19 protein-coding genes are annotated in these 21,472 nt (G+C 61.8%); 13 read left to right on the top strand and 6 right to left on the bottom strand.

Going from position 1 to position 21,472, the window contains the following annotated elements; all coding sequences use genetic code 11:
- Positions 1 to 410: 410 nt before the first annotated feature.
- From ASE71_RS04135 to ASE71_RS04115, 5 genes are read right to left on the bottom strand one after another with little or no spacing between them, the layout of a single operon-like run.
- Positions 411 to 1,937, bottom strand: coding sequence for an amino acid permease (locus tag ASE71_RS04135; protein WP_060519115.1), 1,527 nt, complete (start codon positions 1,935 to 1,937; stop codon positions 411 to 413).
- 33 nt (positions 1,938 to 1,970) lie between these two features.
- Positions 1,971 to 2,330 carry a DUF1937 family protein gene (locus ASE71_RS04130; RefSeq protein WP_060519117.1) on the bottom strand — a complete coding sequence of 120 codons (360 nt, stop codon included), beginning with the start codon at positions 2,328 to 2,330 and terminating at the stop codon, positions 1,971 to 1,973.
- A gap of 37 nt (positions 2,331 to 2,367) precedes the next feature.
- Positions 2,368 to 3,762: an FGGY family carbohydrate kinase gene (locus ASE71_RS04125; RefSeq protein WP_060519119.1), complete on the bottom strand. Its 1,395-nt coding sequence runs from the start codon at positions 3,760 to 3,762 to the stop codon at positions 2,368 to 2,370.
- Positions 3,763 to 4,989 (bottom strand): NAD(P)/FAD-dependent oxidoreductase, encoded by a 1,227-nt coding sequence (locus ASE71_RS04120; protein WP_060519121.1) that lies wholly within the window; start codon positions 4,987 to 4,989, stop codon positions 3,763 to 3,765.
- Positions 4,986 to 6,389, bottom strand: a complete 1,404-nt coding sequence (locus tag ASE71_RS04115) for an NAD(P)/FAD-dependent oxidoreductase (protein ID WP_234852820.1) — start codon at positions 6,387 to 6,389, stop codon at positions 4,986 to 4,988. Before ASE71_RS04115 ends, ASE71_RS04120 begins: the two co-directional genes overlap by 4 nt.
- Before the next feature lie 261 nt (positions 6,390 to 6,650).
- On the opposite strand from ASE71_RS04115, the gene ASE71_RS04110 reads away from it, so the two are divergent.
- From ASE71_RS04110 to ASE71_RS04050, 13 genes are all read left to right on the top strand, one after another.
- Positions 6,651 to 7,421 carry a DeoR/GlpR family DNA-binding transcription regulator gene (locus ASE71_RS04110; protein WP_060519125.1) on the top strand — a complete coding sequence of 257 codons (771 nt, stop codon included), beginning with the start codon at positions 6,651 to 6,653 and terminating at the stop codon, positions 7,419 to 7,421.
- Positions 7,422 to 7,789: 368 nt separating this feature from the next.
- Positions 7,790 to 8,995 carry an ester cyclase gene (locus ASE71_RS04105; RefSeq protein WP_159416191.1) on the top strand — a complete coding sequence of 402 codons (1,206 nt, stop codon included), beginning with the start codon at positions 7,790 to 7,792 and terminating at the stop codon, positions 8,993 to 8,995.
- Between the two features lie 156 nt (positions 8,996 to 9,151).
- Entirely contained in the window at positions 9,152 to 10,396 is a 1,245-nt protein-coding gene (locus tag ASE71_RS04100; RefSeq protein WP_060519126.1) for an ABC transporter substrate-binding protein, read from the top strand.
- A gap of 107 nt (positions 10,397 to 10,503) precedes the next feature.
- Positions 10,504 to 11,532: a carbohydrate ABC transporter permease gene (locus tag ASE71_RS04095; RefSeq protein ID WP_060519128.1), complete on the top strand. Its 1,029-nt coding sequence runs from the start codon at positions 10,504 to 10,506 to the stop codon at positions 11,530 to 11,532.
- Positions 11,533 to 11,544: 12 nt separating this feature from the next.
- Positions 11,545 to 12,426 (top strand): carbohydrate ABC transporter permease, encoded by an 882-nt coding sequence (locus ASE71_RS04090; RefSeq protein WP_060519131.1) that lies wholly within the window; start codon positions 11,545 to 11,547, stop codon positions 12,424 to 12,426.
- Positions 12,427 to 12,431: 5 nt separating this feature from the next.
- The gene (locus ASE71_RS04085) at positions 12,432 to 13,496 is read left to right on the top strand and encodes an ABC transporter ATP-binding protein (RefSeq protein WP_060519133.1); all 1,065 of its coding nucleotides are present in this window, start codon (positions 12,432 to 12,434) and stop codon (positions 13,494 to 13,496) included.
- 56 nt (positions 13,497 to 13,552) lie between these two features.
- The gene (hisD, locus tag ASE71_RS04080) at positions 13,553 to 14,863 is read left to right on the top strand and encodes a histidinol dehydrogenase (protein WP_060519136.1); all 1,311 of its coding nucleotides are present in this window, start codon (positions 13,553 to 13,555) and stop codon (positions 14,861 to 14,863) included.
- Positions 14,863 to 15,627, top strand: a complete 765-nt coding sequence (locus ASE71_RS04075; RefSeq protein WP_060519138.1) for an SDR family NAD(P)-dependent oxidoreductase — start codon at positions 14,863 to 14,865, stop codon at positions 15,625 to 15,627. The genes hisD (ASE71_RS04080) and ASE71_RS04075 overlap by 1 nt, the downstream gene beginning before the upstream one ends.
- Positions 15,627 to 16,655: a LacI family DNA-binding transcriptional regulator gene (locus ASE71_RS04070; RefSeq protein ID WP_060519142.1), complete on the top strand. Its 1,029-nt coding sequence runs from the start codon at positions 15,627 to 15,629 to the stop codon at positions 16,653 to 16,655. Before ASE71_RS04075 ends, ASE71_RS04070 begins: the two co-directional genes overlap by 1 nt.
- 72 nt (positions 16,656 to 16,727) lie before the next feature.
- Positions 16,728 to 17,699 (top strand): cupin domain-containing protein, encoded by a 972-nt coding sequence (locus ASE71_RS04065; RefSeq protein WP_060519196.1) that lies wholly within the window; start codon positions 16,728 to 16,730, stop codon positions 17,697 to 17,699.
- A 124-nt stretch (positions 17,700 to 17,823) separates the two neighbouring features.
- On the top strand, positions 17,824 to 18,495 hold the full coding sequence (locus ASE71_RS04060; RefSeq protein ID WP_244497349.1) for an RraA family protein: 672 nt from the start codon (positions 17,824 to 17,826) through the stop codon (positions 18,493 to 18,495).
- A 12-nt stretch (positions 18,496 to 18,507) separates the two neighbouring features.
- Positions 18,508 to 18,696 (top strand): hypothetical protein, encoded by a 189-nt coding sequence (locus tag ASE71_RS04055; protein WP_060519146.1) that lies wholly within the window; start codon positions 18,508 to 18,510, stop codon positions 18,694 to 18,696.
- A complete protein-coding gene (locus tag ASE71_RS04050; protein ID WP_060519148.1) occupies positions 18,693 to 20,072 on the top strand; it encodes an amidase in 1,380 nt (459 codons plus the stop codon). The genes ASE71_RS04055 and ASE71_RS04050 overlap by 4 nt, the downstream gene beginning before the upstream one ends.
- 39 nt (positions 20,073 to 20,111) lie before the next feature.
- Here the strand turns inward: ASE71_RS04050 and hisD (ASE71_RS04045) are convergent, their stop codons facing one another.
- A complete protein-coding gene (gene hisD, locus ASE71_RS04045) occupies positions 20,112 to 21,404 on the bottom strand; it encodes a histidinol dehydrogenase (protein ID WP_060519198.1) in 1,293 nt (430 codons plus the stop codon).
- Positions 21,405 to 21,472 lie beyond the last annotated feature (68 nt).

Below are 21,472 nucleotides of genomic sequence, written 5' to 3'. Positions count from 1 at the left end.
GCCAGGACGCGGGTCAACGATCGACTGCGCGGGATCATGGCGAGGTTCCGCCGAAGCCGGGGCCATATGGGCCGTCCAAATGCTCGCTCGAGAAAGGGAGGATAGGCAATGGAAAATACGCAAGGTGGGCCGCTTAGCCGCGATCTCTGACTTACACCTCGGCCCCAGCCCCAAGCCCATTCGACGGGCGTGAGGTCGTCCACGAAGTGACTTATGTCCGAGAAAAGTGACCAGCGAATGCGCCGCTACAAATTTCTGCCAGTAACTTGTAGCGGCCTCCGCAGGCGTCGATGTGGTGCGTGCATAACGAGGCTCCGGGCACGATGATCCTGGAAATCAAGCGGATCCTGCCGTTTCGCGTGTACCCTTGGCATCGGGGCACCGGTGCATCATCACCAACGCCATTTGGCCTATTCGGCGGGCGTGGGTGCGAGTTCTGCGCCGCGGTCTGCATCTAGGATAGCGTCGATGGCAATCAGTTCAGGCATTTTCAAACCTCTCGCGCCTCCGCGGGAGACTAGGAGATACGCGAGATACACCGCACCAATTGCGAACATGATGGCGACATAAGACCAGGGCTTTGAGAAGGACGCATCGCGGAAGATCGCGAGTTCAAAGGCAAGCCATGCGATCGCCAGTACGAGCACCGGCACTTCCCAAACGCCCAAAGAGAAGCCCTGGCTCGGCGGCAGTCGATGACGCTTGGTCGCGTACATCAGCACCGTCACCGCGTAGATGATTGCCGGAAGCAATGTGGCGGCCGAGAACAGGGAGAACAGCGCATCCGTCTGCTGTGAAAACAGGGCAAGGATGATCTGGCCGATCGCGGCGACGAAGATGGTCGCATTGACCGGCGTGTGGAGTGTCGGGCTGATCTTGTGCCACAGTTGCCATCCGGGGAAACGCTCGTCTCGCGACATGGCCCAGACAAGCCGGGTACCGCTCAACAGGATAACGAGGCCACACGAGAAGATCGATATCACCACCAGCACAAGCAGGAAGTTGCCGACGATTGGTCCAAGTACACGCGAGATTACGTCGGCGATGGGCGTTGCGGAGGCGGCGACAGCGGCGGGATCGCCAAGCAGAGCGGTGACTGCGATCAGGAACAGCATGCCGATGACACCAAGGCTCAGGACCGCTTGCCACATGGCCCGCGGCACGACCCGCGCCGGATCGTGCGTTTCCTCGGCGAGGTTGGCGGCGGACTCGAAGCCGACGATCGTGAATGCGCCGAGGAGCGTGCCCATGATCCAGGGACCTGCCTTTGTCAGTTCGCCGAAGGCATAGTAGTCGTCGCCGGCGACGCTGCCCGTACTGAAGAGATTGGCGAAATCGAGTGCGTTGTTGATGTAGCCGACAGTGAATAGTAGAACGACGAGCCCGATCATGCCGACGAGCTGGATGGTGACCGCGATCGCATTGAAGCGCTGGGTGAACTTGGTCGAAAACGCAATCATGACGGCCTGGGCGATGATGACGAGGCTGGTAATCCACCAGGCATTGGTGGGCGTACCCTCATACCCGAACAGCACCGGCAGCACGGTCGAGGCAATGGTGTAATCCACCGCGCAAAGGACGACGGCGAGGAAGGTGAAGCTGATCCAGCCCATGATCCAGCCGAACACCGGGTTGGTGATACGCGAAGCCCATTGGTAGACGTAGCCAGTCACGGGAATGCGGGCTGCGAGCGAACCGAGAATGAAGGCGACCATCAACTGGCCGACGACGACGACGGGCCAGGTCCAGATGCCCATCGGCCCGGATGTGGACAGCATCGCGCCATAGGCGGTGAAGATGCCGGTCGCGATCGACACGAAACCGAATGCGACGGCAAAGGACTGGAAGGCCGTGACGTCGCGCTTCAACCGGTCGTGCTGGCTCTGATGATTGGACGATGGCCCTGATGCGGGCCGCGCCTGGGTATTGCTGCTCATGATTCCCCTCCTGTTTCGAATTTAGATTTCAGGTCACGCCGGAAATTCGCCCTTCGCGTCGCTCCAGAGGCTGACGCGGCGATCTCGCTGCCGGAAGAATTCGATCTCGCGCGCGACACCGGCGCTTTCCTTCCAGCCGGGCTCGTCGATGACGATCAATTCCTCCATCGCGTCCATGAACACGGCGTCGACGGGCGCCCAGAGCGTGCCAATCGCGGCCTTGTCGAGATGGGCAAGATGTCCGTTGATCGGATGGGACATCGACACCTGGCTGAAGACGACGGCGCCGTTACGAACGATGCGAGCGGCCACCTCGTTCGAGATGTCGAAGCGTTGTTCCACGACTGCTTTGTCCGCATGCCCGTAGGGGCACGCGAGAAAGATCTTTCGCATGTAAAACTCCGTGTGTTGTGTGGTGGGGCGGCCGCGTTTACTGCCGCCAGGCCCGGGCCCGTTCGATTGCTCGGGCAAAGCGCAGATGATCATCGGCGTTGACCGTATCATCCGGATGGAAGGTGATCGCCCGACTGCGTGCGCCGTTGACATCGACCCCGCAAAGCTCCGCAAGCCCGAGCGCCGTCAGTTCGTGCATGGGGGCGACAGTGATTGAACGCTTGCTAGCCGAGGCAAGAAACTGCGCGAAGTAGGCACTTTGGGAAAGGCCGCCGTCGATCGAGATGCTTGATCCGAGCTCGCCTACTATTGCCGCCGCCTCGATGAGTCCGACCGTCAGCATGGCGATGCCTTCCAGCACCGCACGCACGAGATCGCGCCGATCGGTGGCATGATCCATGCCGATGACTAGCGGTGCGGCTTGTCTGTCCCAGTAGGGCGCTGCAAGGCCGGAAAGCGCGGGCACGAAGACGATCCCGCGCGCAAGCGCCGAAGGTCCTTCGAAACTGCCGAGCTCCTCCATGGCCGAGAACAGGCCGATGTTTCGTGCCCATTCGAGCGCCGAACCGGCGTCATAGACGCCGCCTTCGAGCGCGAATGTCGGCGTTTCGCCCTGGCGCTGCCAGGCGATGGTCGGCAGCAGATCGGATTCTGGTGGCCGCCCGGTGCCGGCAATCGCCAGCAGGAAGGCTCCGGTTCCGAAGGTGATTTTGCAGTCGCCGGGCTCGCGGCAGTTGTGGCCGAATAGGGCCGCTTGCTGGTCGACGATCGACACCTTGACGGGCGTACCGTCGATCGTCCCGAAGCCGGCATCGACGGGCTCGATCTCCGGCAAGCACTGGCGCGGGACACCGTGCAACGAACACATCTCCTCGCTCCAAGTACCCGTTGAAAGATCGAGCAAGCCGGTGCGCGAAGCGGTCGCAAGGTCGGTGCGGAAGGTGCCGCACAGACGATCGAGGAAGAAGGCATCCGTCGTGCCAAGCCGCAGGCGGCCGGCTTCAAGTGCAGCGTTGACGGCCGGAACGTGCTTGACGAGCCAGGCGAGCTTGCTTGCGGAAAAATAGGGATCGAGCGGCAAGCCGCAGACCGCCTTTGATCGGGCCTCGGCTGCAGGCGGCAATGCGGAAAGGTCGGTGGCCGTGCGCGCATCCTGCCAAACGATGACAGGCGAAAGTGGCTTGCCGGTCTCGCCATCCCAGGCCAGGCAGCTTTCGCCCTGGTTCGAAATCCCGATGGCATCAACGGCGCCCGCGCTCGCCAGCACGGACTGGATGTTGCGCAGCAACTCTTCGGGATCGTGCTCGACCCAGCCGGGGGCGGGATGATGCTGTGCGTGGCGGCGGGTCCCGGCCACCTCCCATCCGCCTCCGTCCTCGATGACGAGACAACGGGTGGACGTCGTTCCCTGATCTATGGCGGCGACCCGCATCTATTCTTCCTCCCTGAAACGAAAATGAACTTGCCGGGCATCGGGCGCCTTCGGCGGAATAGGCACGAGTATCCGTCGTTCGGGCGACCAGGTTCCGCTCGCCTGCCAGATTTGCTGGCCATCGATCTCCAGAGAGAGCCGGCCGCGAACGCGCCTCAAGACGCGCAACTGAAATTCTCGAAAGGCCGTCGAAATGCTCGACGTCCGGCGCAGAATGTTCGGTACGACAAGTTTGATCGGCGCATCGAAGCTGACGGGAACCGGCGCGCCGGCGTCGGGCTCGCGTTGCAGATCGTCCGCGACGGCCCTGCCGATGGAGCGACCCTCGCGATAGGCCCAGCCGCCGGTTTCGACCGCGCGCAACACGTTGCCGGCGGCGAAGTAGAGTGGATTGTGAGAGCGTCCATGCTGATCCACGGCCGGACCGGCGCTGGCCCGGTCGACACCTATCGGCGATTGCAGGAAGAGGGCCGACTCTGGTGTGAACTGGCCGGTGAGGAGCACGCCGTCACAAGCAATCGTCTCGACCGCTCCGCCGCGGCGGATCTTCACGGCCTCGACGCGGTCACGCCCGACGATTTCGACGAGGTCGGTGCCGCGATGAAAGGGGATGCCCATCATCGTCGGGAACCAGGTAAGTGGCGCACGGGCGAGCGCATGGGTACGAGGCTCGATCATCGCAACCGGCCTTGCGCCATGGGTCAGGCAGGTCAGCACTGCGGAGAGAGAGACAAGTTCGGAACCGACGATCAACGGTCGCCGGAACGGCAGCAGACCATGAAAGGCGAGATAGGATTGGAGCGTGCCCGTGGTGACGACGCCGAGCGGGCGGTCACCCGAGATCAGCCGGGCTGAACGTGGTTTTTCTCGCGCGCCGGTGGTGACGATCACGCGCTGGGCAGCAATACGTTCAGCACCATGGGCGGATGCGACAAGGACGGAGCCGTTATCTGCCAGCTCCACCACCGAGTGACCGATCCGGATGTCGATACCAGCCTTTTCGGCCTCCAGCGTGAGTTTGCGCCCGTACGCGGCGCCGAAATAAACCCTTCCGAATTCCAGCATCCCGAAGGGGGAATGGCTGCAGTGGCGAGTGGCGCCGCCGAGAGCCGGCTCGCGGTCGAGCAGCACGACGCGCTTTGCACCCTGTCTGCGCAGCTCGATGGCTGCCGCCACGCCGGATGGCCCGCCGCCAATGACGAGAACATCTGTATCGAAAGCGCTCATCGTTCAGTCTCCGGGTCGACCGCCAACGGCGTGGCAAGCCGGCCTTTCGTCATCTCGGCCAGACGCGCATTGCAGTAAAATCCCTGGCAGCGGCCCATACCGGCGCGCGTGCGCCGACGAAGGCCGCCAAAATCGCCGGGCGGTACGGCGCTTTCGAACGTTGCCTCGACTTCGCGGCGCGTGACGAGTTCGCAGTGACAGACGATTTCGCCGTGATCGGCGCGTTGCCAGTCGCGTTCGCGGCATTCGGCGAGATTTGGCATCGCGATCGTCGGTACAGTTTCCGGTGGCGGGTAACCCGTGGCAAAGTCGGCGTGAAGCTTCAATGCGTGCCGTGCAAGGCCAAGTGCCGAGCTCAGGCCGGTGGAGCGGATGCCGCCAAGCGTGATCGCGCGTCGGTCGGGTCGAACGAAAACGCGGTAGGCCTTTTCTTCGCTTGCAGGACGAAGCCCCGCATAGACAGCGGTAACCGGAATGCCGGCAAGGGCGGGAACGATCTCCGCTGCCCGATTGACGAGAGCTTCGAGCGTCTCGGTCTCGACAGTGGCACGCACCCTGTCTTCCTGTTCTTCCGCCGTCGGGCCGACCAGCACATTGCCGAACGCCGTCGGGCAGACGACGATGCCCTTGGTGATCTCCGTCGGCACGGGCAGGATGATGCGGGGAACATGACGGTAGGCCGCCTTGTCGAGGACGACGAACTGCCCCTTGCGCGGCTTGATGCGAAATTCGGAGCCGAGTCCGAGACGGTCGTCGACGACATCACCATAAAGTCCGGCCGTGTTTATCACCGTGTCGGCAATGATTGGGCCCGCAGATGTCTCCAGTCGCCAGGTGCCATCGAAGCTGCCCGCCATCAGTTCGCAACCGCGCAGGAAGATCGCTCCGAGCGCGACTGCCTGGGTAAGATAGGCAAGCGGGGCCGACCACGGATCAATGACATGTTCGCCAGGAACCTCCAGCGCGGCTGCGAGGCTTTCCGACAGCGACGGCATCGTGCTGCGCGCCTTCACTCCGGTCATCAGCTTGATATCGGTCGTGCCGTTGTCGCGTGCCTGTCTGGCGATTGCCTCCAGCTTGTCAGCCTCGAGCGTGTTCCAGGCGCAGACAAAGGCGCCCGTCGTCACCAGCGGCAGGTTCAGGCTGTCCTTGATTTCGAGATACTCCTGCCGGCCGGCGCGAACCAGTTCCAACTCCAGGCTGCCGGGAGGTGCGTCGAAGCCGGTGTGCAGAATGGCGCTGTTGGCCTTAGACGCTCCCGACAGGATGTCGTGACCCTTTTCCATTAGCACGACCCTTGCCCCTGCAAGCGCAAACCGACGGGCAACTGCGCAGCCGACGACGCCTGCCCCGATGACGGCGACGTCGAAAGCGCGATCGTTCGGCGGCTGGGTGGGCAAGATGTATTCTCCCGTTCGGTCAATAATTGACTGAACGGTATAAAGTAAATGCCCGAATGTAAAGCGTTTCGGCTCGGCAGGTCAGCAGGCAACTGGATTATACAGCCATCGTTTCGGCGTCGCCCGTCGATCAAGGCGTGCGCCAATATGACTGAACGGGCAAATATCAGTCATTGACTTGACCGAATGTCGCGTTACAACGGAAGAATATCTGGAAATCGACTGGATTTCTGCGCGAAATCGTCAGTGTAAGGAGGCGTCGTGAGGCCCGCGGATCGCCACGAAACAATTGTGAAACTCGTCCATAAGGCGGGCGAGGTCAGCGTCGACGACCTTGCACAGACGCTTGGGGCCTCTCGCGAAACGATCCGGCGCGACCTTGCAAACCTCGATGCGATGGGGCGGCTGAAGAAGTTTCATGGCGGGGCGAGGGTGCGCTCCAACACCTCCGTCGAGCCGGCGGTGGAGGGGCCGTTTGCGTTGCGTATGGCGGAAAATCTGCCGGTGAAGCGCAAGATCGCCCATGCAGCGGCGAGCCTGCTTGCGCCGGGCGATGCGGTCTTCATCGACACTGGAACGACGACCCTGATCCTTGCCGAGGCTCTGGTAGATCTTCCGGCCCTCGTCGTCGTGACCAACTCCTGGCGTATCGCTGCCACGCTGTCGGCGAACCCCGATCACAAGATCTTCCTGATCGGAGGCTCCTACGGCGCCGATGCCGGCGAATCCCTTGGCCAGTTTGCGGTCGAGCAGATCCGCAAGTTTCGTGCCCGCCATGCCTTTCTCACCGTCGGTGCGATTGACGCGAATGCGGTCATGGATTTCGACGCGCAGGTAACCGAGGTGGCGCAGGCGATGATCGAGCGGGTCGAGTCCGTCACGGTTTTGGCGGACTCTTCGAAGTTCGACAAGCGCGGGATTTTCGAGGTGGCGACGTTGGGCAAGATCGACAGGCTCGTCACGGATGCGGTCCCGCCGGCGGCCATCGAAGAGGCGCTGAAAGCGGCCGGTACCGAAATCGTCATCGCCTAGGCGCGCCGTCCGCGTGGGGCACAGCGCCCCTATCCTGGCGGCCGACCGTCTTCGCCGCCACAATCCAATGCATAGCTATGGCTTCGTGACAGTATGCGGCTTCCGCACCCTGCTGTGGTAGGTTTGACTCTGTGCATCAAAGGGCTCTTTGGGGCAGATGAAGGCGGTTTTCCTGGCTGGCGTAAGGCCACTTGCCCCCTTCGCGCGTACTTGGTGTATGCGAAAGCTTGAGCTGGTCTTTGCTACCGGTGTTGGTTTTCATGGTGAATGTGGAAGCAGGAGAAATTTGACCGAACAGTCATTTCGTGTTGACCGATCGCTCATCTCATGCTTATTTGTGCATACGAATGCAAAATGAGGAGAAGGCAATGAACGAGCAATCCGCAAAGGTTGTCGGAAAACAGGTTGCTGCCAACGAGGAGGCGCCGGCGGCCAAGGGGAAAGCGGAGACAAAGCAAGGCCGGTCGCGCTTCCGTCCGCTTTCGGCCGAGCATATGCCGCGAGACTATTCGATCTCGCTCGACGCCTATCGTCGCGGCGGGACGGATGCTTTCATCGGCCGTTCGCCCGATCACTTGGTGAAGCAGCGGTTGACGGGCTTCGAGCCGCAATATGCCAACATCATCGACTACATCATCCGCATTACGCATCAGATCTGGGAAGAGAAGGACATCGGCTATATCTACGACACCTATAGCCATGACTGCCTGGTTTGGGATGACCTGGCGCTCCAGGTCGGTCGCGACAAGATCGTCGCTGACACCACCTCGCTGAACAATGCCTTTCCTGACATCCGCATCGTCGCTGAGGACGTGGTCTGGGCGGGGGACGACGCGATCGGCTTTCACACGTCGCATCGTTCGCAGATCATCGGCACCAATACCGGTTTCAGCCGCTACGGAGCGCCGACCGGGCGCCGGGTGCAGTTTCTCTGCATGGCCAATTGCGTCGCTCGCGATAACGAGATCTTCTACGAGCATGTCGTCTATGACACTGCCGAAGTCGTCAAGCAGCTCGGCTTCGATGTGGTCGAGACCGCCAGGCGTGCTGTCTCGGCCGGCGTGAGTGCCGGCCTTCCGCGCGATTTCCTCGGCGGCGAGCCGAAGCGCACCGTTGGTCAGGGCAAGCCGGAGAAGGTGGCGATCCCGACGGAAATTCGCGACAATCCGGAGGAATTCGTCCGCGCTGCACTCCAGACTATGTGGAACCGGCGAAACCTCGGTGCGCTCGATCAGGTCTATCATCCCGGCATCGTCTCGCAGCAGACCGGCAGCCGCATTTTCCGGGGAACCGGGCAGTTGCGCTCCTTCATGCTGTCGCAGCTCGCGATGTTCCCCGATGTCCTTTACTCGGTCGATGATCTCTATTGGATGGGCAACGCCCAGGAGGGCTTTGTCGCAGCCTTCCGCTGGTCGATGACCGGTACGCATCGCGGCCTTGGTCGTTACGGTGAACCCACGGGCCGCGAGGTCAACATCTGGGGCATCACCCACTGGCTGATCGAGGGCAATCGCGTGACCAAGGAATGGACGACGTTCAACGAATTCGGCGTCCTCATTCAGGTCCTGAGATAAGGGGCTATTTCCAGAAATTTGCATACGTTTGCGAAAGCTACTTGCATACGTATGCAAAATGCCTATGCTGTCTGCAAAATGACGCCGCCGTCAAGCGGCGCGGGAGCAAATGCGGCGCCCTGTCTTGCGGGGCCCGCCAACGAAGAAAGTGGGAACATGAGAAAATCGACACTCTACGCATCCACCGCTGCGCTCGTGCTGGCGAGCTTCGTCGCGGCGCCCGCCCTGGCCGAATGCGGCATTGAAAAGGGCTCCGTGCGCCTTCTGTCCAACGACTTCGAAGCCTTGCGTGTGGTCGGCGCCGAAGTGGACAAATGCGCATCGCCGACAGTGAAGGTCACGAAGAACCAGACGACCGAGCACAAAAACCTCCAGGTACCGGCACTCAAGGTCAATCCGGCGCAATATACGGTCGCCGTTATCGCCAACAATTCGATCGTTCCGTTGCTGAACGAGGGCCTGGTGCGGCCGCTGGATGATCTCGTCGCCAAATACGGGCAGGATCTCCAGCCGACCCAGCTCATCAAGCTCGACGGAAAGATCATGGCGATCGCCTTCATGGGCAATTCGCAGCATCTCTTCTTCCGCAAGGATATTCTGGAGAAGGCGGGGGTCACCCAGCCGAAGACCTATGAGGATGTTCTGGCCGCGGCCAAGGCCATCAAGGAGAAGGGGCTCATGGCCTATCCGCTGGCCGCCGCCGACAAGGCCGGCTGGGATCTCGCCGCCGAGTTCGTCAACATGTATCTGGGTTATGGCGGCGAACTCTTTGCCGCCGGTACGGCCGAGCCGGCCATTAACAACGAAAAGGGTCTCGCCACCCTCAAGACGATGAAGGCGATGACCGAATATATGAACCCTGACTACATGACCTACAATGCCGACGAGGTCATCAAGGTCTACGTCGCCGGCAAGGCTGCCATCGTCAACGGCTGGGGTTCGCTTGCTGCCAGTGCGATCGACCCGAAAAAGGCGCCTGCAGAGGTTGCTGGCAACACGGTTCTTGCCGCTGCACCCGCCGTTGGCGGCGGCACGACACCTGCAGCTGCGTTGTGGTGGGACGGCTTTACCATCGCCAAGAACATTTCCGACGAGGACGCCGAGGCGTCCTTCCGGGCCATGGTCTACGGCATCCGCCCGCAGGTCGGCCAGGAGAACCCGGATCTCGCGACCTGGCTGACCAAGGGCTATCAGCCCGGCCCGGTTGCCGTCGGTGTGCTCGATACGGCCAATGGAGGTGCAAAGCCCTATCCGATGCTGCCTTACATGGGTCTGTTGCATTCTGCTCTCGGTTCGGAGCTGGCGGAATTCATGCAGGGACGGGAAAGCGCCGAGGAGGCGCTGAAGGATGTCGAGGCATCTTACGTCGCGGCTGCCAAAGAGGGCGGCTTCCTGAACTGAGCACAATGAGAGCGCCGGTGGTCCGGCGCTCTCATCGATCGATATTCAATGTCTCTGCCTCTGGCGAGGCGAACGGAACATCCAATCTCAAGCAAGGAGGAGGGGGCATGCCCCACAGGGCTTTCTTTGCCTTCATCATGCCGTCGCTGTTGGCGATGCTGCTCTTCATCGCCTTGCCGATCATTTCGGTCGCGGTGCAGTCGCTCTACGTCCAGCATGAACGGGTCGTGACGGAGGTCGAGACCTGCGTGCCCTTTGGTGGTTGCACCAAGGAAATGCGGGTCGATGCGGAGGCGACGACCAAGCTGCGCCATGATGAGCCGCTCGGCCGTTTCAACGGCTTCGGGACCTATCTCGATCGCAATCATCTGGCCATCAGCGAAGTCGGTGCGATCCTGTCCGAAAATGCAGGTTTTACCGACGCCGTCTCGCGCATCTACAACCTGCCATTCTATAGAGCGCTGGCCTTCACGCTGACCTACACCTTCGTGGTCACTCCGCTCGCGATGGTACTCGGGTTCTGCATTGCGCTCGGTGTGAACGCCATCCCCCCGTTCTACAAGGGGCCGGTCATCTTCTTCTCGCTGCTGCCCATGATCGTAACACCCCTCGTCGGGGCGCTCATCGTCTACTGGATGGCGTCTTCGCAAGGGATCCTCGGGGCGACGCTTCAGTCGATCTTCAACGATCCAACCCTGTCGCTGAAATCATCGGCCGTGCTCACCTGGATCACGCTTCTGGTCTACGGCATCTGGCACAATGCGCCGTTTTCGTTCGTCGTCTTTTATGCGGGACTTCAGACGGTGCCGCATGACACCATCGAGTCCGCCATGATCGACGGCGCCAACCGCTGGGAGAGGATCCGTTTCGTCGTCATCCCGCATCTGATGCCGCTCGCCACCTTCGTCGGGCTGGTGCAGCTCATGGACAATTTCCGCGTCTTCGAGCCCATCGTCGGGTTCAGCGCCGAGGCCAACGCGACCTCGCTCTCCTGGTCGATCTTCAATGACCTGCGCGGCCAGGTCGATCAGCTCTTCGGCTCCGCGGCCGCCACCTCGATGCTGACCATTGCCGGCGTCGTCATCCTGCTGTCGCCGGTGCTGGTTCGCACCTGGCGCGAATTCAACCGTCGATGAGGGGCGTCCACGATGATTGAGACAAAACGCAGACTTCCGCTCGCGCTCACGCTCCTGTCGACCGGCTTTGTCCTGTTGTGGGTCTTCATGGCCGCCTTCCCGTTCATCTGGACTGTCTGGGGGTCGTTCAAGGTCGAGCAGGACTTCTTCTCGCGGGAAAGCTGGTGGTTTGCCATCGAGGGAACGCGCACTATCGCGCAGACCGGGTCGGCCTTCACCGGTGACGGCTATTACGGCGCCTGGGTCCTGCGCGACTTCTTCTCCTCTGTCGCCAACACGATGATCGTCACGGTTTCGGTAGTCGTCGTCTCGCTGACCTTCGGCACGCTCGGTGGTTACGCGCTGGCGCGCTCCGGTCACCGCTACACCTTCTGGCTGCTCATGCTTGCGCTGGTGTTCCGTGCCATGCCGCACATCACCCTGGTTTCGGGCTATCTGCTGCCGTTCTTCCAGTTGAACATCTGGGGCTACATGCCGACCGCGATCATCGTTCTGGTCGCGATCAATCAGCCGTTCACCTTGTGGATGCTCCATTCGTTCTTCCTGTCGATCCCGAAGGATCTGGACGAAAGCGCGATGGTCGACGGCTGCTCGCGGTTCCAGGCTTTCCGCATGGTGGTGATACCGGTGATGTGGCCGGGCGTCATCACTACCGGCCTGTTTTCGTTCCTGCTCGCCTACAACGACTTTGCTGTAACCGCGATGCTGCTAACTCAAGAGAACCAGACCATGGTGCCGAAGATCGCGAGCTTCCTCGGCACCATCCAGCAGGAGGGCAACGTCATGTTTGCCGTCGCCGCCGTCGTCTCAGCGACCGCACCGCTTTTCGTGCTGGTCATGTTCTTCCAACGCCAGATCGTCAGCGGGCTTACCGCCGGCGCAGTCAAGGGATAATCGTAATGGCTGAAATCCGTCTGAAGAACGTGTCGAAGCGTTGGCACAATTTCATCGGGGTAGACAACTTCAACCTCGACATCGCAGACCAGGAGTTTCTCGTCCTGCTCGGGCCGTCGGGCTGCGGCAAGACGACGACCATGCGCATGATTGCCGGTCTCGAGGACATCAGCGAAGGCGAGATCTGGCTTGGCGACCGCATGGTCAACAGGCTGGAGCCAAAGGACCGCGACATCTCGATGGTGTTCCAGAGCTACGGCCTTTATCCCAACATGACGGTCTACGAAAACATCCGTTTTCCGCTTCGCGTGCGGAAAGTCCCGAAGGAGCTGCATCACGACAAGGTCATGCAGGCGGCACGCATGGTGGAGCTCGTCGATTTTCTCGATCGCCGTCCCGCGGCCCTGTCGGGCGGCCAGCGCCAGCGCGTCGCGCTCGGCCGTGCGATCGTGCGTCAGCCCTCCGTCTTCCTGATGGACGAGCCGCTGTCCAACCTCGATGCGAAGCTTCGCGTGTCGACCCGCGCCCAGATCAAGAACCTGCAGCACACGCTCAAGGTCACGACGATCTATGTGACCCACGATCAGATCGAGGCGATGACGCTCGCCGATCGCGTCGTGGTGATGAATAAGGGCATCATTCAGCAGGTCGGAACGCCAACCGAAATCTACGACAATCCAGCCAACACTTTCGTTGCCTCCTTCATCGGTTCACCCGCCATGAACCTTGTTTCCGGCGACATCGAAAATGGTGTCTTCAGCGGCCCGGGCATGACGATCGGTGGCCTGCAATCCAATGTGAGGGGGCCGGTAACGCTTGGGTTTCGGGCCGAAGACGCCACGCTTGTTTCCGAAGGCGGTGAACTCGGCGCGGAAATCTATTCGATGGAACTCCTCGGCGAAGCGACCATGGCGAGCTTCAAGATTGGCGATCAGCTCGTCTCCATCAAATCCGGCAAGGAGTACCGTGCCGAAATCGGCAACGTCGTCCACGCATCGATCCCGGCTTCGATCTGTCATCTGTTCGATGCCAGGACTGGTGGCCGGATCGCCCGGACACCCGGCAACTGAAAACGCATGATCGGCGGCGACTTTGCCTGCCAATAGGCTTTAAGGGAAGGAACATCATGACCGTCACCTATCTCAAGCGCGGCAAACCCGAGGCGGCGCGATCCGAAGACGATGCGAAGGTTCGGGCGATCGTCGAAACCACGCTGAAGGATATCGAGGCGCGCGGCGATGCGGCAGTGCGCGAGCTTTCGCAAAAGTTCGACAAGTTTTCGCCACCGTCCTTCAGGCTCAGCCAGTCCGAGATCGATGCGGCGATTTCCAAGGTCTCGGCGCGCGATATGGCAGACATCGATTTTGCCCAGACGCAGATCCGCCGTTTTGCCGAAGCCCAGCGCGCCTCGATGACCGATATAGAAATCGAGACGATTCCCGGCGTCGTTCTCGGGCACAAGAATATCCCCGTCCAATCCGTCGGCTGCTATGTGCCAGGCGGCAAGTTTCCGATGGTCGCCTCCGCTCACATGTCGGTGTTGACGGCGTCTGTCGCCGGTGTGCCGCGCATCGTCGCCTCGGCGCCACCGCAAAAGGGTGAACCGCATCCGGCGATCGTCGCCGCGATGCACAAGGCGGGTGCCCATGAGATCTATGTGCTCGGCGGGATGCAAGCCGTCGGCGCGATGGCGCTCGGCACCGAAACGATCAAGCCGGTCGATATGCTGGTCGGGCCCGGTAACGCCTTCGTCGCAGAAGCCAAGCGCCAGCTCTACGGTCGTGTCGGCATCGACCTCTTCGCCGGTCCCACCGAAACGATGGTGATCGCCGACGAGACGGTAGACGCTGAAATGTGCGCGACAGACCTGATCGGCCAGGCCGAGCACGGCTATAATTCGCCGGCCGTTCTGGTCACCAACTCACACAGGCTCGCTCAGCAAACGCTTGCGCAGATTGACCGTCTGCTGGCGATCATCCCGACCACCGAAACCGCCACAGCCTCCTGGCGCGACTACGGCGAGGTCATCGTCTGCGACACCTATGACGAAATGCTGGATGTGGCCAACGACATCGCGTCCGAGCATGTCCAGGTCATGACCGACCGCGACGACTGGTTCCTGGAGAACATGCGCTCCTACGGCGCCTTGTTCCTCGGTCCGCGCACCAATGTCGCCAATGGTGACAAGGTGATCGGCACGAACCATACGCTCCCGACGAAGAAGGCAGGCCGCTACACGGGAGGGCTCTGGGTGGGCAAATTCCTGAAGACCCATTCCTATCAAAAGGTGCTGACCGACAAGGCGGCGGCCGAGATCGGCGCCTATTGCTCGCGTCTGTGCCTTTTGGAAGGTTTCGTCGGCCATGCCGAACAGGCCAATGTCAGGGTGCGGCGCTACGGTGGCTTGAACGTCCCTTACGGTGAGGCGGCCGAGTGATGACCCTCCCGCGCACGCCCTCCTTCCGCCTTGATGGCAAACGCGCACTGGTTGCCGGCGCCTCCTCGGGCATTGGTTTTGGCTGCGCCGTCGCCTTGGCGGAAGCGGGCGCGCATGTGGTGCTTTCGGCGCGCTCCGCAGACAAGCTTGCAGACGCGGTCGACGCGATCCGCGCCGAGGGTTTGTCTGCCGAGGCGATGGTCCTCGATGTCGCCGATGTTACTGCGACAGAGGCTGCGTTGTCTTGCCGGGAGCCATTCCAGATCCTGGTCAACAGCGCCGGCCTCGCCCGGCACGCACCCGCCCTCGACACGACCCTTGAGGATTTCGACGCTGTCTTCGCCCTCAACGTGCGTGGTGCTTATTTCCTGACCCGCGCGGTTGCCGCTGGCCTGATCAAGTCAGGGCAACCCGGCTCGCTCATCAACGTTTCGTCCCAGATGGCCCATGTGGGTGGCGTCGACCGTGCCGTCTACAGCGCCACAAAACATGCGGTCGAAGGGTTTACCAAGTCGATGGCGATCGAATGGGGGGCGAAAGGCATCCGTGTCAATACGATCTGCCCGACCTTCATCCGCACGCCGCTGACCGAGCAGACGTTCTCGCAACCAGAGCGGGTCCAGTGGATAACGGATAAAATCAAGCTTGGTCGTATCGGTCGCGTGGAAGACATTATGGCCGCTGTCACCTATCTTGCCGGCGATGCCTCGGCGATGGTGACGGGAACCGCGCTGATGGTTGACGGGGGTTGGACGGCGGACTGATGGCAAACGAGAAGATCACTTCGAACGATGTTGCGCGCCTCGCGGGCGTGAGCCAATCGGCGGTCTCGCGCTACTTTACGCCGGGAACGTCGGTCTCCAAGAAGACGGCGGAGAAGATCCGTGAAGCTGCCGAACAGCTCGGCTACCGGCCGAACGTGCTTGCCCGCTCGCTGATCACCGGGCGTAGTCGCATCATCGGGCTCGTCGTCGCCTATCTCGAAAACTACTTCTATCCGGAAGTGGTCGAGCGCCTGTCAAAGGCGTTGCAGGACCAGGGCTATCATGTGCTGGTCTTCATATCGTCGATCGCGTCGGAGAATGTCGACCAGATCACGCAAGAGATCCTCGACTATCAGGTGGACGGCATCGTGCTTGCTTCGGCAAACATGTCGTCGGAACTTGCTGCACGCTGCCATGCATCGGGCGTACCGATCGTTCTCTTCAACCGTCTCCAGGACGACGTGCGGCTATCTGCGGTTACCTCCGACAACCGCGCCGGGGGACGCCAGCTTGCTGAGCTGCTCGTGTCGCTCGGCCACAGGCGATGCGGTTACATCGCCGGGTTCGAAGGTGCTTCCACTCAGCGCGACCGCGAGCAGGGGTTTCGCGATGGGCTGGAGGCCGCAGGCCTGACGCTGTTTGCCCGCGAGGTCGGCAACTTCCGATATGACGAGGCGCAGGACGCCGGAAGGCGGATGTTCGGCGGGCCGGATCGCCCCGACGCTGTCTTCGTTTGCAACGACCACATGGCTTTTGCGGTCATGGACGTGCTGCGCTTCGAACTCAACCTGCGCATCCCAGACGACGTCTCGGTCGTCGGTTTCGATGATGTACCGCCTGCGCGCTGGCCTTCCTACAATCTGACGACGATCCGCCAGAACGTCGACGACATGGTTGCCGAGACGGTGGCCACGCTCATGCACAGTATCAGGCAAGGCGAGGGGGCCGCTCGTCGCGTTGTCCTCGACGGCGCCCTCGTTCAGCGGGGATCAACCCGCAAAGCAGCTCCGACAGAAGAGACACGCTAGCCACGACGTTCCCATCGGGAGCGGCGAAGCCATAACCGCAATTCATTTTGCATACGTATGAAAGGCACGAAAATGCAGATCTCCCAGACGGAAATGGAAAAAAGGATCGTTCGCTACGGCGATCTGAAACCCTGCAGGACCGCGTTCATCGATGCCCACACGCCGGGCTCGAACCAAAAGGAAAATTTCACGATCATCGGAGGCGGCGTATCCGAAAGCGCAGACCAGCACGTCCACATCAAGGATACGCCTGGCTTCAACATCGGTGCTGCCGGCCAGCCGCCGAAATGCCGCAACTCGTTGCACTCGCACCGCACCGCCGAGGTCTTCTTCGTGCTCAAGGGCCGGTGGCGCTTCTTCTGGGGCCGGCATGGCAAGGCCGGGGAGGTTGTTCTCGAAGAGGGTGACATCTTCAACATACCGACAGGCATCTTCCGTGGCTTCGAGAACATCGGCACGGACTACGGAATGATCATGGCAATCCTCGGCGGCGACGATGCCGGAGGCGGCGTGATCTGGGCACCGCAGGTCATCGAGGACGCGAGGGAACACGGCCTCGTTCTCGGCGAAAACGGCAAGCTCTACGACAGCAAGAAGGGTCAGTCGCTGCCCGCGGGCATCAATCCGATGCCGCTTTTGACGGACGAGGAGCTGAAAGCCTTCCCGGAAACACCGGTGACCGAGGTCGTACGTGACTACGTCGCCCGTTACTGGGACCTGATGGCGCTGGCGCAGAAGGCGCCGGCAAAAGTGATCGGCGAAAAAGCGTTGCTGCGTGACAAGCCGGGCTTCGAGGTCGAGCTTCTGACCCGCGGCTCCATTGGCGAAGAAGCCTATGTCAACGAGCGCCATGAAGTCCTGATGGTCATGCGCGGCCATTGGAAGCTCGCTTGGGAAGGTGGAGAAGCGGTGCTTGCGCCCGGCGATACCTGCGCCGTGCCGCCGGGCCTGAAGCATAACCTGGTGCCTTCGATGACGGGAGAGGCCAGCCTCTACCGTGTCGTCTCCACTGGCGAAAAAGCTGGTCTCACCTGGCGCAATTGATGCCGCCTAGCGCGGCGGCAAGCGCGCCGCCGCCGCCACCATGATTGAGCGAGGTCTCAACCGGAATGCCGTTGAGACCCGACGCCTCGGAGGACAAGATTTGAACGACGCATTGCTCGCCCTCTTGCTGAAGGTCGACACGCCCACTGTCTGCAACGCCATCGAGGTGGCGCAGGGGAAGCGTGGCTTCAACGCCTATACCCGCGGCACTGTCATCGCTTCGGCGCCGTCGGCGCCGCCATTGGTCGGTTATGCGCGCACGGCGAAGATCGCCGCCGCGGTGCCGTCGACCGAGGATCCTGCCGTGATCCGGACGCGGCGCCGTGATTACTACCGCCATATGGCGGGTGGAGGCGCTCCCGCGATCGCCGTGATCGAGGATCTGGATTTCCCTCACTGCGTCGGGGCCTTCTGGGGCGAAATCAACGCGACCGTGCATCGCGGGCTCGGTCTCAAGGGCGTGTTGACCAACGGTGTCATGCGCGATCTTGGTGATGTGCCGGCGGACTTTCCGATGATTGCGGGCTCGGTCGGCCCAAGCCACGCCTTCGTGCATGTCGAGGCGATCGACGTTCCCGTCACGATCTTCGGCATGCCCGTGATGCCGGGCGACCTTGTGCACGCGGATCGCCATGGCGCAGTCGTCGTACCGCCTGAGGTGATCCCCGTGCTGGCCGCTTCGATAGCGAAGCTGCAAACAACCGAGCGGTTGATCCTGGAGCCTGCTAGACAGGAGGGGTTCGATCTTGCCAAATTTGAAGAAGCCTGGGCGTCGTTCGAGGCTGCGCGTACCTGACTGGAGCACGCCATGGCCGATTCCAAGATTACGCCTATGCCTGAGAAGGTCCGGGCACGAGCACGTGCCTGTGGCATCGAGGTGGCTATCGAGCGGGAGGACGCGATCGTCGTAGGCGCGCAATATCTTGCCGATGCCGCCCGCCGTCTCGACACCATCGCGGCAAACAACGACGACCTGGCGGAGCCCAAGCGGTCATGAGCGGGCATCTGGCCGACCTGTCCATCCAGGAAGCTGCCGCGCGACTTCGCGACGGCAGCCTTTCATGCCTTGATCTGACACGAGGGCATCTCGAGCGTATGGCCGAACGGGATCGCGCCTATCGTGCCTTCGTGTATGTCGATACCGATGGCGCACTCGCAGAGGCCGCGCGCGCAGACGACGCGCTCCGGCGCGGCAATGATCTCGGGCCGCTGCACGGTATTCCGATCGCAGTCAAGGATCTTGTCGACACCGCTCAGATGCCAACGGCCTATGGCTCGGATGTTTATGCGGGCCATAGGCCGACTGAGGACGCGGACGTGGTCCTTCGCTTGAAGGCTGCTGGAGCGGTGCTGCTTGGCAAGCTTGAAACCTATGAATTCGCCATGGTCGGTCCGGTGTTCGACCGCTCATTTCCCCCCGCCGCCAATCCCTGGAACGTCAATTGCACGACCGGCGGGTCGTCCTCGGGTTCTGCGGCGGCGGTGGCGGGTGGGCTGGTGCGAACGACCATCGGCTCGGATACGGGTGGCTCCGTGCGCAGCCCTGCATCCTATTGCGGGGCCGTCGGACTGAAGCCAAGTTTTGCAAGCATCTCCACGCGCGGCGTCTTCCCGCTGTCGCCCAGTCTCGATCACGTGGGCGTCATCAGTGCGTCGGTGGCTGAAGCCGCAATCACCCACGACGCAATTGCCGATGCGGCCTACGCGAACGCAAGGCCGGCTGCCGCCTCCAGGCTCGGACAATCCTTGTCCGGTTTGCGTATCGGTTACGCGCGCGACTGGTTTGCCCATGACGCAGAAACCCTGCCTGCGGTACTTGAAGCCGTCGATGCCGCCGCATCCGTACTCTCGCTTCTCGGAGCCAGGATCGAGGAGGTGGCACTGCCGGAGGCCGCTGATTTCGAGGCCGTGGGAGCCGTGATCATCCATGCCGAGGCATTCGAGGGGCATCGCCAACAGCTCAAGGCTTCGGGTGAGCGCTATAGCCGCAAGGTTTTCCAGAATATCGTTTCGGGCCTTTGCCTGACCCCTGACGATCTCATCCGTGCGCGTGAGGCGGCCCTGCGCCTGCGCGCAACACTCGATCGCAGGGTGTTCTCGCAGTTCGATGCGATCCTGACCGCAACGACCCTGACGCCGGCGATCCCCTTTGTTGACTTTGTCGGCGAGGCAGCACGGTGGACACCTATGCGTACGATTGCTTTCAACGTCACCGGCCACCCGGCGCTTTCTGTTCCCTGTGGATTTTCAGGTGGCCTTCCGCTCGGCCTTCAACTCGTCGGGAGAGCAGGGGACGAGGCGGCCCTTTGCCAGATTGGCCACGCGTACGAGCTGGCCAGCGATTTTGCCGCTTCCAAGCCGCCACGGCCCTGAAGGAGTGAATGGCTGCCCGGCGACGGGCAGCCATGAAAGTCAGGCCGAAGGCACTTGCAGCCGGTCGAGGCGAAGCTGTGCTGCGCGACGATGGCCCTCCAGGCTCTCGCTCGCGCTTTGGCGTGCGGCAGGTGGAGCCACGGCTTGCACACCGCGCTCATCCAGCCACTGATGGGTGGCGACCTTGACATAGGCGCCGACCCAGAGCCCGCCGGTGTAGCGCCCCGCCCCCATCGTCGGCAGGGTGTGGTTGGTGCCGCAGCACTTGTCGGAGTAGACGACGCTTGCCAGTTCACCGATGAAGAGCGAACCGTAATTGCGCAGCTTCGTTGCCATGTCCTGCGGATCGGTCGTGTGAACCTGCAGATGCTCGGCAGCGATATGATCCGAATAGGCGATCATGGCCGCCTCGTCGCTGCAGACGACGATTTCGCCATAATCGCGCCAGGCCTGCCCGGCAACACCGGCGGTTGAAAGGTCTTGCAGTTGACGCTCGACCTCCTTGAGCGTCGCTTCTGCGAGCGTCCGGTCGGTCGTGATTAGGCCGACACGCGTCCGCACGTCGTGTTCTGCCTGTGCGAGCAGGTCGGTGGCAATCATCACCGCATCACCGCTACTGTCCGCAACGATGAAAATCTCGGACGGTCCGGCTAGCTGGTCGATGCCGACCGGGCCGAAGACCTGACGCTTGGCCTCGTTGACGAAGGCGTTGCCGGGACCGACGATCTTGTTCACCGCCGGAACGGTCTGCGTGCCATAGGCCATGGCGGCGATCGCTTGAGCGCCACCGATGCGGAAGATGCGGTCAGCGCCCGAAAGGTGGCAGCCGGCGATCATCGCCTTGTGCGCGTTCGGCGGGAGGCAGGCGATGACCTCGTCGCAACCGGCGACCTTAGCCGGCACGATCGTCATGACCGGGGCCGAGAGTAGTGGATACCGTCCGCCGGGGACATAGCAGCCGACCCGCTCGATTGGGATCACCCTATGGCCAAGGTGCAAACCCGGGCGCAATTCGATTTCCAACGGCAAGATGGTGGCAAGCTGGGCCTCGGCGAATTTGCGCACGTTTTCGATGGCGAATTCGGTGTCGGCGCGCGTTTGCGGATCGAGTTCGGTCAGCGCCTCCTCGCGCTCCTGCGGGGTTACCTCAAAGACGGCGAGGTCGACCGAGTCGAATTTCTTGGAATAGTCCTGCACGGCGGCATCGCCGCGTTTGCGCACATCCGCGATGATTTGTGCGACCAGCCCTTCCACGGACGCACTGTCGCCGATTGAATCCCGTTCTGGTGCTTTGACATACTGGACGCCCTGCATCGGTGCCTTGATGGTCATGGCCTGTGTCTCCAATGAGCTGTTTTCTGTCTTCGATCACCGGCTTTGGGCGCAGTTTCCCCATCGCC

Origin of the sequence: Ensifer sp. Root954 (assembly GCF_001429005.1) — a bacterium.
Taxonomy (GTDB): domain Bacteria; phylum Pseudomonadota; class Alphaproteobacteria; order Rhizobiales; family Rhizobiaceae; genus Ensifer; species Ensifer adhaerens.
The sequence above is the reverse complement of the archived record's forward strand: the minus strand, read 5'-3'. Positions and strand labels throughout refer to the sequence as shown.